Annotated in this window: 8 protein-coding genes; 5 read left to right on the forward strand and 3 right to left on the reverse strand. The window is 67.5% G+C overall.

Translation table 11 applies throughout. The annotated features are described in order from the left end of the window. Positions 1 to 27: 27 nt before the first annotated feature. Together AC1DOX_RS07960 and AC1DOX_RS07965 are read right to left on the reverse strand one after the other, a co-directional pair. The gene (locus AC1DOX_RS07960) at positions 28 to 4,257 is read right to left on the reverse strand and encodes a tetratricopeptide repeat protein (RefSeq protein ID WP_441616819.1); all 4,230 of its coding nucleotides are present in this window, start codon (positions 4,255 to 4,257) and stop codon (positions 28 to 30) included. Beyond that, positions 4,220 to 7,075 (reverse strand): bifunctional glycoside hydrolase/polysaccharide deacetylase family protein, encoded by a 2,856-nt coding sequence (locus tag AC1DOX_RS07965; protein WP_441616916.1) that lies wholly within the window; start codon positions 7,073 to 7,075, stop codon positions 4,220 to 4,222. Before AC1DOX_RS07965 ends, AC1DOX_RS07960 begins: the two co-directional genes overlap by 38 nt. A 955-nt stretch (positions 7,076 to 8,030) precedes the next feature. On the opposite strand from AC1DOX_RS07965, the gene AC1DOX_RS07970 reads away from it, so the two are divergent. The 5 genes from AC1DOX_RS07970 (at position 8,031) to AC1DOX_RS07990 (ending at position 12,677) form a co-directional block, all read left to right on the forward strand. Beyond that, a complete protein-coding gene (locus AC1DOX_RS07970) occupies positions 8,031 to 8,234 on the forward strand; it encodes a cold-shock protein (protein WP_039009350.1) in 204 nt (67 codons plus the stop codon). Between the two features lie 164 nt (positions 8,235 to 8,398). Next, positions 8,399 to 8,929, forward strand: coding sequence for a BON domain-containing protein (locus tag AC1DOX_RS07975; RefSeq protein WP_441616817.1), 531 nt, complete (start codon positions 8,399 to 8,401; stop codon positions 8,927 to 8,929). 130 nt (positions 8,930 to 9,059) lie between these two features. Next, complete coding sequence (hpnD, locus tag AC1DOX_RS07980; protein ID WP_441616815.1) at positions 9,060 to 9,908, forward strand: presqualene diphosphate synthase HpnD; 849 nt, start codon at positions 9,060 to 9,062, stop codon at positions 9,906 to 9,908. Between the two features lie 67 nt (positions 9,909 to 9,975). Beyond that, positions 9,976 to 11,985 carry a squalene--hopene cyclase gene (gene shc / locus AC1DOX_RS07985; RefSeq protein WP_441616813.1) on the forward strand — a complete coding sequence of 670 codons (2,010 nt, stop codon included), beginning with the start codon at positions 9,976 to 9,978 and terminating at the stop codon, positions 11,983 to 11,985. A 17-nt stretch (positions 11,986 to 12,002) separates the two neighbouring features. Continuing rightward, entirely contained in the window at positions 12,003 to 12,677 is a 675-nt protein-coding gene (locus tag AC1DOX_RS07990) for a phosphorylase (RefSeq protein WP_441616811.1), read from the forward strand. A 155-nt stretch (positions 12,678 to 12,832) separates the two neighbouring features. Here AC1DOX_RS07990 and AC1DOX_RS07995 read toward each other — a convergent pair whose 3' ends face one another. Next, entirely contained in the window at positions 12,833 to 14,083 is a 1,251-nt protein-coding gene (locus AC1DOX_RS07995) for an Hsp70 family protein (RefSeq protein WP_092137339.1), read from the reverse strand. Positions 14,084 to 14,231: the final 148 nt, after the last annotated feature.

A 14,231-nucleotide genomic window follows, 5' to 3' on the forward strand; every position in this document is an offset into this window, starting at 1 on the left:
CCCCCTCGTTACCTTGAAATCCAGTCGTCAGTACAGCCAGCGATAGCGCAGGCCCAGTTCGGTGAGCGGCGTGCCGCCATTGCGGGCCGCGGTTTCATGTAAGACATACAGCGACAGGTGGTCGTTGCCCAATACCGATCCGGCCACGCCCAGCTGGGCACGGAAGTTGTGGCCCGCCCGCGTGTCGCGCAACGCGCCCACTTCGGCAAACGGGCGCCACTTGCGCGTGTAGTCGTCAATCAGGTCGGTGCCGAAACCGAACAGCACGCCGGCCTGCGTAAAGCCCTGCGGCATGTAGAACCCCGGGGTGGCTTCGTCGTCATCGGCGGGCAGCAGGCGCTGCATGCGCGGCGTCAGCGTGCCGGCATTGGTGCTGTAGTTGGCATGCGTGCCCACGATGCGCACCGTGTAGTCCGGGTACGCCGTGCGAATACGATAGCCCGCCTCTACGTCATACACCATGCCGTGGCCCAGCGCGCTGCGGTCCTGCCCGTAGAAGTGGCTGTACTCCACCCGGCCGCTGACGAACTCGCGCAGGCCGATGCGCCACATCGCGCCCAGGCCCAGCACGTCCTTCATGCCGCCCACGCGCAGCTGCGATGACTCTTCCGCCGGCTGGTTGTAGCCGGCCAGCGTCGTGAACGACACCCGGCCTTCCCGGTTCCACTCGCCCTGCAGGCGCGCGGTGGTGAAGGACTCCAGGCCATCGCGGCGGCCCACGCCGAGCGCCCAGCGCTTCTGCGAATCGCGGTAGCTCAGCGCCAGTTCCGCGCGCCGGTCCGATGCCGGCACATTGTCCAGCTGCGCGCGGTCCGTGGTGCGCTGGTCGCGGAACACGCCGCGCAGATTGAGCGCGTAGCCGTCCCACAGTCGCGCGCCGCCGGCCAGGCTGTATTCGAAGTACTCCAGCGGCTTCTGGTGCTGCATCGTCACGCGCGGCTCGATGGCCTGCGCATCCGTCAGCAGCGCATCCTGCAGCGTCTCCTGCAGGGCGTCGTCGGTGCGGGCCATCTCCTGCGTCTCGAAGGCCTGCGTCTGCGCCGCGGCCAGCCGGTCAAGTTGCCGGTTGGCCTCGATCTGGCTCGTCACGGGCACGCGGCCCGCCTGGCGCTCCATGATGCGGTCCAGTGCCTCAAGATCATTGTTGTCGAGCGCGATCGAGATCTCGGCGTACGCCGGGCGCTGCAGCGTGCGCACATACTGGCGCGCCAGCCAAGCGCGCGCGAGTTCGTTCGATTCCGACGACATCGCCCAGGCCAGCGCGACCTCGCGGCTGGCCGCCGAAATCTGGCGCTGGCGGCGGCGTTCGCGCTCGCTCAGCTCGGCCTGCGGAGGCACCACCAGCGGCGGCAGGCCGGGCACTTCGCCCAGTTGCGAGGCCGCATTCGGGTCGGGCGGCGTCAGACGCCGCGCCGCCACTTCCGCGCGGTCGCGGCGCAGCATCTCGATCACCAGCTGGCGCGACACGTCGCCCGATGCGAACACCTGCCCCAGCGCCACCACCTGTCGGCGCAAGTCGGTGCGCGCAGGAGCGCCCTGCTCGCCTTCCTCGTCGTCAGGCTGGGCATCCTCCTCGTCTTCGCCGGTGTGGCGCGCTTCCGCGCCCCGCAGGCCCGACGTCGACCACGCGTGATGCAGGTCGATCCACGCCTGCTTGCGGATGCGCCACGCCATCGACGTCTCGCCAATCGCCTCATAGGCGTCCGCGATCAGGCCCAGCCACAGGGGGTCCGCGCTCTTGCCTTGCTGCATCTTGCGCAGGTAGTGCAGCGCGGTGCGACCGTCCTGGAAGCGCATGGCGCCCGCCGCGTAGGCGCCCCACAGGCCCGGATCGTCCTCGGCCTCGTTATGCAGGCGCCGCATGACCGCGCGCACTTCGCTGTCGGTGCCCATGTCGATCAGCGCCCACAGCAGCGCGGCATAGGTCTCGCTGTCGGCGTCCGGCAGGCTGGCGGCGTGGCGCAGGTCGGCCAGCGCACGTTCGCGATCGCCCGTCAGGCGCCAGAATTCGGCACGGCGCATCATGAACGCGGCCGACGACTCGGCCTCGCGCTTCTGCTCGGGCGTCAGGCTGGCGAGCAACCGTTCGATGCGCACATAGGCGTGGGCGCGCGTGTAGTAGTACACCGCCAGTTCCAGCTGTTCGCGCTTGCCGCGCTTCCGCCAGCCGGCTTCGGCGATGCGGCCCGCGTCAATTGGCGACCTGTTGTAGTAGTCGATCAGGTTCGAGAAATCGCGGTCTTCCGCATCGCGGAGCTCGGACAGGCAGTCGTTGCGTGCGGCGCCCGGCGGCATCGTCATGCAGTGCTCGTCCTGCGTCTGCGCCACGGCGATCATCATCTGCCGGTAGCCATCCTTGAGCAGGTCGTCGCGCTGCGTCAGGCGAGCCAGTTCCGTGTACGTGCGCCAGTACAGCAAGTCCTTCGGTCCCGCGCTGGCGCGCGCCGGAAGCATCGCGTCCATCGCGTCCGTCAGGCGACCGTCGACGTAGAGCATGTTGGCCCGCTTAAGCGCGTACTGCGGGCGCGGCCCATAGCGCTGCTGCAGCTGGCCATAGAGTTCGAAGGCGCGGGCGTCGCGGCCGGCGCGCTCGGCCAGTGCGGCGTTGCGCTCCATGATCTCGCGGCCATGCGGCCCGTGGGCGATGCCGTCGAGGAAGGCCATGCCAGCCTCTGGCTCACCCAGCCGCTCGTAGGCGGCCACCACTTCATCGACGGTTTTCAGGTCGCCGCCGGCGGCGCGATGGCGCAGCGCGGCCAGGTAGGCGCGCTCATCGTTCAGCCCGGGGGCCAGGCGCATGACGTTGTTCCACGCGCGCTCGTCGTTGGTCGCCTGCGCGTACTCCAGCCAGCTTTGCAGCGCGACCATCGGCTGGCGATTCCACTCGGAGACCTGCGCCAGGCGCTCGCGCCAGACGTGCTCGTTCGGCAGCTTCTGCACGGCCGTCTGGGCCACGCGCTGCGCCTGATCGAGCTTGCCCGCGGCCAGGAACACGCGATACGCCAGATCATAGTCGTCGGCGTTGAACGGGCGGCCCTCGGCGGCGGCCTGCGCAACCTCCGTTTTGGCGGCCGCCTGCGCCTCGGACTGCGTGACATTCCTGCTGTCGGCCTTCGAGGCGGCGGGCGCCCTGGCGGTGGCAGTGGCGACGGGTGATGTTGCGGGTGCGGGTGCGGGTGCGGGTGCGGGTGCGGATGCGGTAGTGGCTGCGACGTGGCGCACGCCGAACTCGCCGGCATCGGCCAGCTTCTGGCGCATGGCGACGCCACGCGGGCCATCGAGGAAGACATGGCCACGCGCCAGCCACGGCTCGGTATCGGAAACCCGCCGCAGTTGCGCCTGCGCCAGCCGCGTCGCGTCCATCGGCTTGATGGCCGACAGCTTCAGCAGCCGCTCGACGTACTTCGCCGCCACGTCCGGCTTGTTGGCGGCCAGCGCCAGCCTGGTGAGAAAACGCAGGACGTCGGGATCGTCCAGCAACTTGCCGCCACGCCGCTCCGCTTCCATGAGCGCCTCGTCGAGCAGGTTGCCGGCTTGCAGCGTCTGCAGCGCCTGCAGGAACAGCGTGCGCTGCTCATACAGGTTCTTGGAGCGCGCCTGCGCCTCGAACAACGCGCGGGCGGCATCGCGATAGTTGCCCCCGGACAGCGCGATCCCAGCCAGTTGCTGGTTGTAGAAATCGGCATGCGCCGGGTCCCGCACGGCCAGCTCGCGGTAGAGCTTGCCGGCGGCACTGGCGTCGCCGATCTGGCGCGACTGCGTGGCCAGCGCCTGCAAGTCGCCGAGCGACCACTTGCGCAGGGCGGCCGGTGCTGAGGCCTCCTTCAGCAGCGCCGACATCAGCGCCAGGCGCTGCGCCCGCTCGGGCGTGTCCGGCAACGCGGCGTAGGCGCGCTGCTGCGTGATCTCGATGCGCGTGCGCAGGATCGGGCCGGTCAGGTCCGCGCCCTGCACTGCCTGCATGCGGGCGAGCATCGCCTCGGCGTCGTCCAGCCGGCCGCTACGCGCGTATTGCTCCGCCAGCACGCCCATGAAGCTCGTGTCGTCGGGGGCCACCCGCGACCACGCCTCCAGGTACGCCACCGTCAGGCCGTCGACGGTGCGGCCCTGGCCAAGCAGGCGTTCGCGCAGGGTCTCGCGCGGGAACATCAGCGCCAGTCCGACTCCCACCATCGCGGTAAAGGTCAGTACCAGCGCCGGCGGCAACAGCCGCTCGCGCTCAGCCGGCGCAGCGGACTTCGACTTGTTGCTGGACATGGATCGGATCATTCACCGCGGGGGTATCGATGCGCAGCGTATTACGCTCGCGCACGCCGGCCACGGGCTTGCCGTCAACCGTCACGCTGCACTGGCCGGCGTTGGCCAGGCGGAAGAAGGGCTTGTAGTAGCCACTGAAGGCGAAACGCGTGGTATTGCCGTCGCGGCGCCAGTCGCGGACCAGGCCGTTGGCCTCGGGCAGTTCCGGCACGGCGCGGGAAGCGGCCGGCACGACCGAGAACCGCGCGTCACCGCCGTCCAGGTGCACGTACACGCCGCCGCCCGGCGCCGGGGAGGAACCCGTCACGCCGCGCGCGGTGGCCACATCAGGCACGCCGGCGCCGGTCCAGCGCAGGTTGCGCAGGTTACCGTCCCCGCGCACCACCCACGGACCGCTGGCCGGCGCGTCACTGATGCCATCGGCACCCACGGCACCACCGGCCGCCGGGGCGCCATCGCCCAGGTCGCGCGCCACGGCCATGCCTTGCCAGTCGAGGACCTTGAGCACGTAGTCCGTCGAATGCATCGGCAGCAGCGGCTGCGACACCACGTAGTCGTAGACCTTGCGCAGCGCCTTCAGCGAGGCCACCTTGGTGCCCGAATAGCTGTGGTAGTAGATGTTGACGGCCTTGAAACGGTACGGCTTTTCCGTCAGCTCGTAGGTCTCGATCACGCGCTCGAAGCCGTAGTACGGCCCGTGCCAGAGGTTGGTGTAGACGTTCTCGTTCTGGTTGGTCGCGAACACCTGGAAGGTGTTGTCGGCCTTGTGGATGCCCAGCGGCGCAATCGCCGTCCAGGTGGGATTGCTGCGCGTGATCAGCGTGTCCCCGCCGTTCATGTTCAGCACGCCGGCACGATCGGTCAGCTTGAGCGCTTCCGGCGGGGCCTGGCAGTCACCGGGCCACAGCAGCATTTTCACCGGCTTGTCCGCGGGCGCCAGCACCTTGTTGATGTAGTCGATGGAGCCGCCGATCTCGCGGTTCAGGTCCATCTTGTAGCCGGGAATCGCCAGGTGGAAGTCCTCGTCGCCCTCCTGGATCCTGGCGTCATGCTCGTGCCCGGGCACCGTGCGCGCCCATTGGAACGGATGCGAGTACGTGTGGCTGGCAACCTCCACATAGGGTTGCGCAAAGATCTTGCGGGCGATGGGCTCCAACTCCGGCGTGAGCTTCGGATACATGCCGGACTTGCCGACTTCGCCCTCGATCACCGACATGGTCATCGGCAGGCGGTATTTGTCGAAGATCTCGCGAAGCAGGACGTCACCCGAGTAGCCGCCACCGGGAATCTCGGCCCTGGACGCAAAGCCGTCGCCATCGATATGGATCGTCAGCAGGCGCCGGCCGCTTTCCGTGGTGGTGTCCGGCACGGGCATTTGCGGCAGGCGCAGCGCCTCGCGCAGGAAAGCCAGCGGCTGCACCACCCAGCGGTCCTGGGCGTTGGCGGTGTTCTGGCGCACCGCGTAGGGGCCCGTCACATAGCCGCCCCACGGGGTGATGGCGGCGGCATCGAACGTCAGCGTGCCCGATCTCATGCGCATCAGCGACCGCGTATCGGCGGCGCCGTCCTGCACCTGCACCGGCACGGCGTCGCTGCGATCCGGCGCCACGGGCATCTCGAAGCCCATCATCGGGTCCTTCGACAGGATCTGCACCGGCCCGGACGTCCGGCCCTTGACGGTCTTCAGGCCCAGCGTACGCGCAAGCGCGCCACTCACCGGCGCGCCAAACCCGTTCATGAAGACCACCGGCACGCCCTGCCCGATCAGCTTTTCGATCCATGCATAGAGGCGCCCCGGCTGCTGCGTGAAACTGCCGTTGGACCACACCACCACGCCGGCGTAGCGGTCGGGGCCGATGTCGGGCAGCGGGTCGCGGGTCTCGGCAAAATCGACGCGATAGCCCAGGTAGTTGATCGGCATCGACACGAATCGCACGCCTTCGGTGTTGTCGATGACCACGCCCGGCTCGGTCTCCTGCACGATCAGCACGCGGCGCGGCAGCACTTCGAGCGGCCCCACGCCCACGGTCTGCAGGCCGGAGTCGGTCACATAGGGCGTGATGCCCAGGGCCCGGATGCGTCGCGCGGTCTCGCGCGCGCAACGACGGTCCCTGGGCGGACAGTAGTCGATCGAGATCACCGGCAGCCGGTATTGGTCGCGAATGATCCGGGCCTGGTTCAGCAGCCAGTCGCGGTCTTGCTGGCTGACTTCCGTGTAGCGGCTCTGGCTCTGGTTCCAGCCACGAAACAGCGACTCGAACACCACGCCATGGGCCAGCGCATGGACCTGCGGAAGAATCTCGAAGCCACGGTTGAACAGCAGCTTCGCGTCCGGGTAGCGGCCCTTGATCGCCCGGATCACGCGAACCATGCCCGCTTCCTGGCGCGCACGGTCGGCATCGGTCTTGGCCACCAGCTGGTAGGAATCGAGCGTATCAAGGAAGAAGCCGCGATAGCCGCGCTCCCACAGCGGCGTGATGACCTTGTCCACATAGAATGCGGGCCAGCCGTCGGCGGCCTGGTCCACCACGCGGGCGTTCCAGGCGTCATTGCTGCCAGTGAGCCAGGCCTTGGGGATGTCCTTGAAGTAGGCGCGCGCGGGCAGCACCTCGCCCACGCTGACGTAGGCGAACCATGCGGTATGGGGGGTATTGGCGCGGCGCGGGTCGAAGCCGCTGTCGGGCTCCACCACGGCGATGTCGAAGGCCTGGAGCATGTCCACCGGCGGCGTGCTGCCATAGTGGAAGGCTACGCTGGGCGATGCGGGCGCGGTCACCTGGGCCACGACGGCGGTCGATGGTGTCAGCGTGGCCAGCACCACGCCGGCGATCGACGCGAACACGGCGGCAATGGTTGCCGCCCATCGGCATGCACGCGCCACAGATAATGACGGCACATGGCCGGCATCAAGGAAACGTCCCCGGATTGATCGTTGCACTTGCTTCACTGGCCTGTTTTCCGCTGCTCTTGTTATGCCACGGCGCGCAACCGCTTCGCGACTCGTCGCATCCGCCATGTGCCCGCTGCCCCGCATTATGCCGCCCTTGCCGCCGGTTATAGGATTTTTCCCAATTGGCAAGCAGGCAGGATGCTAGGCCATTCGTTTGAAACAGATTGTCAATAATTGTGCCGGCCGCGGCTTGACATATACCCGTCACCGCCATGCGCCACAATGCCGACGCCTGGAATGCACAGGCGCGCGTTCAGGCGGGTCGGGACGGGTCGGGAGAGGACGCGGGAATGGGAGTGCGGGTCGATTGTCCAGACAATGGAGAGAAACCCTTGGAGGCAGAAACGCTTGACGGAATGTCGCACTGGAATGTCGAGCCGGAATGTCGCGCGCCGGGTTCGCGCATCGCCGTCAGGCCTCCCGCGGCTGGCCGGCGCTCTCCCGGCATCGTCCGCCGAAAGCCATAGTCCATATGGAGTACAGGAGGATGAGTCGACCGGCTGCGCGCGGATTGGTATGCACGCGGCGCGTCGATTCATTTTTGTACCGGCTATCGATACTTTCGTTGCCATGCCTCGCCTCTTAACAGCCTGTAACCCGTTCTGATGTCAGACAAATCCGGATTCGATGTAGATTTCTCTAATATCTGCTGTTTGCATGCCGAAACACCGTTAGGGCATAGGCGGATTGACACACGAAAAAAAACCGGCAGAATGGGTCCTCGCATGTGCACCGGCCTGAAGCGTTTTTGCTCCGGTTCGTTGTGGGCAGCATGCTAGGTCGGGCAATTACGCCCATTTGATATTCAAGGTTGGAAAGAGATATGGAAACCGGTACCGTTAAGTGGTTCAACGACGCCAAGGGCTTCGGCTTCATCACCCCGGACGCAGGCGGCAATGACCTGTTCGCGCATTTCTCGGCGATTGAAGGCAATGGCTTCAAGTCGCTGAAGGAAGGCCAGAAGGTCCGCTACGTCAAGGCAATGGGCCAGAAGGGCGAACAAGCCACGAAGATCCAGGCAGTCTGATCGCCGCCTGAATCGCCCGGCAATATCTTGCCTGGGAAGCCCCGCTCCGGCGGGGCTTTCTGCTTTGTGCGAGGCCAATAATGTATGGCGTTGCTGACGTTTCACGGACCTGCCCGACTGCGCGCCGGGAGATTTTCCGGCCGGCTTGTCGGATGACTCGTCGGATGACTTCGCGGTTCCTGGCACCGGTCCTGTTTGCCGCCATGACGGGCGCGACGAATATCGTCCTGGCCCAGACCCTGCGCAACTTCGGCGACGATCCGTTCTTGCAGGTCTCGCAGGCCGTTCCCGATTGCCCGGAGCCGGCAGGCCCGCGCATTTCGGAAGATGAATGGAAGCGCGACGCCCATCACCGCATCGAGGAAGGCAACCATTGCTACGTGGAAGGCCGCTGTCGCCTGGCCAACGCGTATCGCTATGACAAGGATATTGCAGAGGCGGTACAGCGCCGGCTGGACACCTTGCGCCGGACGCTCCCGGGGTGGCAGAACAGTTCCTTGTGGATCATGGTGCGGGGGCGCTGGTTGACGGTCCAGGGATGCGTGGCACCCGGTTTTGACCGCGCGCCGTTCCTGGCCGCCTTGAAGGAAGTGGCCGACGTGGAACGCGTGATCGACCAGACCACGGCGACGCCCGCGCGTGGCGTTCCGTACACGCGGTATGCATTCCCCGCCACAAATGCCCCGTCGCGTTGAAGTTGTTATAATCGCCCGACTCTGAAAACCCCCAATCCACGCCGTTCTTGCGGCACTGTCCGCCCGGCCCGCCAAGCCATCCGGCGGGCGGCGTCCAGGACGACGAGACCCCAGCGTGCCGAGGAAACCCGTGGCCGGAACTGAAATCGCAACGCCAGGCAGCCCGCTTGCCGGACCTGCCGTGTCATCTGGAAGTTCGTTCCATGCGGCAATGCGGATCCTGCCTGCCTCACAACGGCAGGCCATGTTCGAGATCTACGCGTTCTGCCGCGCCGTGGACGACATCGCCGATGGCGACACCCAGCACGCCGACCGTCTGGCCGCGCTGGAGCAATGGCGCGCGGACATCGCAGCCTGCTATGCCGGCATGGCGCCGGCCGCGTTGCGATCGCTTGACGAACAGATCAAGGCGTTCGATCTCCGTCAGCAGGATTTTTCCGACGTCATCGACGGCATGATCATGGACGTCGTGGCGACCATCGTCGCGCCGGACGCGGCCACGCTGGATGTTTACTGCGACCGCGTGGCCAGCGCCGTCGGCCGGCTGGCCGTGCGCGTGTTTGGCCTGGAAGAGGCGCCCGGCATCGCGCTGGCCCACCATCTGGGCCGCGCGCTGCAGCTCACCAATATCGTGCGCGATATCGACGAGGACGCCGGCATCGGCCGGCTCTACCTGCCCGCGGAGGCCCTGGCCGCCGCCGGCATCCCGGTCGGTTCGCCGGACGAAGTCATTCGCCACCCCGCCATTGGCGAGGTGTGCAAAGCGCTGGCGCGCGAGGCCCAGGCGCACTACGACGCCTCGGCTGCCATCATGGCGCGTTGCCCGGCACGCGTCGTGCGCTCGCCGCGCATCATGTCGGATGTCTATCACGGCATCCTGACCCGTCTGCTGGCCCGTGGCTGGCAGGCCCCGCGCGCACGCGTGCGCGTGCCCAAGGCAAAGCTGGTGTGGATCCTGCTCCGGCACTCCATTGCCTGATATGTCATCGCCGATGCGAGGGGTCCCGGCCGCTCGCATCGCCAGAAAGAGAAGTGCCCCCGAATTGATGAACCAGGCCGCAACAATTACCCGCACTCAAGACGACGCGCTGGCTGCCAGCGTGAACCGCATCGCCCAGCCCGCCCTGCCCGATCCGCTCGACGCCGGCATCGCGCATGCCGTGGACGCCCTGCTGTCCCAACAGCAAGCCGATGGCCACTGGGTCTACGAGCTAGAAGCCGACGCCACCATCCCGGCCGAATACATCCTGATGGTGCACTACCTCGGTGAAACACCCGACCTGGTGCTCGAGGGCAAGATCGCCAATTACCTGCGCCGCATCCAGAACGCCGATGGCGGCTGGCCGCTGTTCCATGCGGGCGCATCCGATATCAGCGCCAGCGTGAAGGGCTACTTCGCGCTCAAGATGGCCGGGGACGATCCCGAGGCCGAACATATGCGCCGCGCCCGCACCGCCATTCATGCGATGGGCGGCGCCGAAGCCAGCAATGTCTTCACGCGCACGCTGCTGGCGCTGTACGGCGTGATGCCGTGGCAGGCCGTGCCGATGATGCCCGTGGAAATCATGCTGCTGCCGCAGTGGTTTCCGTTCCATCTGTCGAAGGTTTCGTACTGGGCACGCACGGTGATCGTGCCCCTGCTGGTGCTCAACAGCCTGCGTCCGCAGGCGCGCAATCCGCGCAAGATCGGCATCGACGAACTGTTCGTGCGTCCCTGCCAGGCCACGCGCCTGCCGCGCCGGGCACCGCACCAGAGCCCGCTGTGGGTCGGCGTGTTCCGCGCACTGGACGCCGTGGTCCGCGTGGCCGAGCCGCTGTTTCCGCGCGGCCTGCGCCGCCGCGCCATCGAGCGCGCGCGCGAATTCACCGTGGAGCGCCTGAATGGCGAAGACGGCCTGGGCGCGATCTTCCCAGCCATGGTCAATTCGGTGCTGATGTTCGATGTGCTCGGCGTGCCGGAATCGGACCCGGCGCGCGCCATCGCCCGCCGCTCGATCGACAAGCTCCTGGTCGTCCGGGACGACGAGGCCTATTGCCAGCCGTGCCTGTCGCCCGTGTGGGACACCTCGCTGGCCAGCCACGCACTGCTGGAAGTGGGCGAGCCGCGCGCCATTGCCGCCGCCGCCCGCGGCCTGGACTGGCTGGTGCCGCTGCAGGAACTGAACGTCCGCGGCGACTGGATCGTGCGCCGTCCCAATGTGCGTCCCGGCGGCTGGGCGTTCCAGTATGCCAACCCGCACTACCCTGACGTGGACGACACCGCCGTGGTGGTGGCGGCCATGGACCGCGCCGATCGCGGCGACCGCTCCCACCGCTACGACGAAGCCGTATCGCGCGCCTGCGAATGGGTCGTCGGCATGCAGAGCGGCAATGGCGGCTGGGGCGCGTTCGAGCCCGAGAACACCCACCTCTACCTGAACAATATTCCGTTTGCCGATCACGGCGCGCTGCTGGACCCGCCCACGTCGGATGTCTCCGCACGCTGCCTGGCGATGCTCTGCCAGATCGGCCAGATGCCCGCCAACAGCGAACCGGCCGCGCGCGCGCTGCGTTACCTGCTGGACGAGCAGGAAGCCGACGGCAGCTGGTTTGGCCGCTGGGGCACCAACTATATCTATGGGACGTGGAGCGCGCTCTGCGGCCTGAACGCCGCCGACATCGGCGCCGATGCGCCCGAGATGAAGCGTGCGGCCGCGTGGCTGCTTTCCATCCAGAACAAGGACGGCGGCTGGGGCGAATCGGGCGACAGCTACAAGCTGGAATACCGCGGCTACGAGCGCGCGCCGAGTACGGCGTCGCAAACCGCGTGGGCGATGCTGGGCCTGATGGCGGCCGGCGTGGGCGACCATCCGGCCGTGGCGCGCGGCGTCGAGTACCTGCTGCGCACCCAGGCCAGCCATGGCTTCTGGGACGAGCCCTATTTCACCGCCGTGGGCTTCCCGCGCGTGTTCTACCTGCGCTACCACGGTTATTCGCGCTTCTTCCCGCTGTGGGCGCTGGCGCGTTTCCGCAACCTGCGGCGTGACGGCAACCATGCCGTGACCTGGGCCCTGTGAGCCCCGGGAGTCCTGCGATGCGTACGGTATTGGCGGTCAGCGGCATGTCGTTCGAATCCCGCATTGCCGCCGGACCGGGGGTGGAGACACTGCACGGCTATCGCGACGCCGCGCTGGCCCGAGCGCTGGAAGCCCGCCTGGCGCAGGACTATGCGGGCGTGATCAGCTTCGGCGTGGCCGGCGGACTCGATCCGACGCTGCCGCCGGGCACCGTCATCGTGGCAACCGGCGTGCGTGCCGGCGCCGAATCGTTTTCCACCGATCCGTTCTGGACGGCCGCACTACGCCGCGCGATGCCCAATGCGATCTGCGGGCTGCTGGCAGGGTCCGATACCGCCGTCACCGCCGTGGCCGACAAGGCCGCGCTGCACGAAGCGCATGGCGCGTTGGCGGTGGACATGGAATCGCATATCGCCGCCCGCGTGGCGCGTGCGCACGGCGTGCCGTTCGTGGCACTGCGCGTGGTCGTGGACCCCGCGGACCGGCCCGTGCCGCCGCCAGCCGTGGCGGGCATGGCTGCCGACGGCAGCACCGATATCGGCGCGATCCTGATCGGCCTGGCGAAGGCGCCTCACCATCTGGGCGGCCTGCTGCGCCTGGGCCGCGACGCGTCGGCGGCAAAAGCCGCACTCGTATCCGCGCGCAAGGCGCTGGGCGAAGGACTCGCGCAGCCGGCGACCGCCCTCGCCTGAGCCCCCGGGCTCAATCTCATCTTCCCGGCCCGCGCTCATCTTCCCGGGCCGCGCTCATCTCCGCATCACTTCAGCCTGCCTGGTCTGACCTCTTACGTCTGACCTCTGGCGGCCGATTCCCTGCGCACTGACCCCGTCCCCGGGGCCGTGCCGGCTCAGCCGAACTTGCGCGCCGCGTCGCGCGCGAGTCCGGACCCGATCCCGCCGAACAGATCGCCTTCCACACGTCGCGCCGACGGCAGCAGCTCCGACAGCCGCTGACGCAGCATCGGCACGCTGCTCGATCCGCCCGTGAACAAGATGGTGTCGACCTTGTCAGCCGCCACGCCTGCGGTGGACAGCATGTGCCGCACCGTGTTTTCTGTCTTCGTCACCAGCTTGGCGATGGCCCCGTCGAAGTCATCGCGCGTAATCAGCAGCTGGGTGTCCGGCGCAATGCGATGCAGGTCCACCCACGTCTTGTCGTCGTCGGACAGCGCGATCTTGGCCCCTTCCACCTGAATCGCCAGCCAGTGGCCCGCGCGGTCCTTGATCAGGCGAATCAGCCGATCCAGCTTTTCGGTCTCGGCCGCATCGCGGTAGTTGTCCATCACTAGCGACCATGCCTTGCGCGTGTACAGCAGGTTGATCGTGTGCCAGCTGGCCAGGTCGAAGTACTGGCTCGACGGCATCTCCTTGCCATTGCGCAACTGGCTGCCCAGGCCGAGCAGCGGCATCGCGCTGGCCAGGCTCAGCGCGCGGTCGAAATCAGTCCCGCCGATATGCACGCCGCCATTGGCGAGGATGTCCGCCTTGCGGTCGAGGCGCTTCGCGCGCTCGGGCGACAGCCGCACCAGCGAAAAGTCCGACGTGCCGCCGCCGATATCGGCCACCATCACCAGCTCTTCGCCCGAGATTCCCGCCTCGTAGTCGAATGCGGCGGCAATCGGCTCGTACTGGAAGTCGATGTGCTCGAAGCCCGCGGCGCGCGCGATCTCGCCGAGCGTGTCTTCGGCCAGCTGGTCCGCCTTCGGGTCTTCGTCGATGAAGAACACCGGCCGTCCCAGCACGGCTTTCGTGAACGGGATGCCCGCCGCCTGTTCTCCCCGGCGCTTGAGCTCGCCGATGAAGTGCGCAAGCAACTGGCGGAACGGCATGGCCTGGCCCATGACTTCCGTGCTGTCGTCCATCATCGACGTGCCGAGCAGGCTCTTGAGCGACCGCATCAGACGGCCTTCGTAGCCGGCCAGGTAGTCGCCCAGCGCCGCGCGGCCGTAGCTGACCAGCGGGTCTTCCGCGTGGAAGAAGATGACCGAAGGCAGGGTCACCTTGTCGTCTTCCAGCGGCAACAGGACGGGATGGCCGGGGCGCAGCCAGCCCATGGTGGAGTTGGAGGTTCCGAAGTCGAGGCCGCACGCCTGGGACATGTTCTTGATCACTTTTCTGTCTGGGGGAACGGCCCTTGCGGCCATCCGGGGCCGCCATTGTAGTGGAGCCGCACGGCAGACCGATGCAACCGCCGTGCCCGCCGGCCGCCATGTTGTCGCCACGTCGCTCCCCTCCCATCGACTTGAC

It is taken from the genome of Cupriavidus sp. 01L415 (assembly GCF_056400065.1).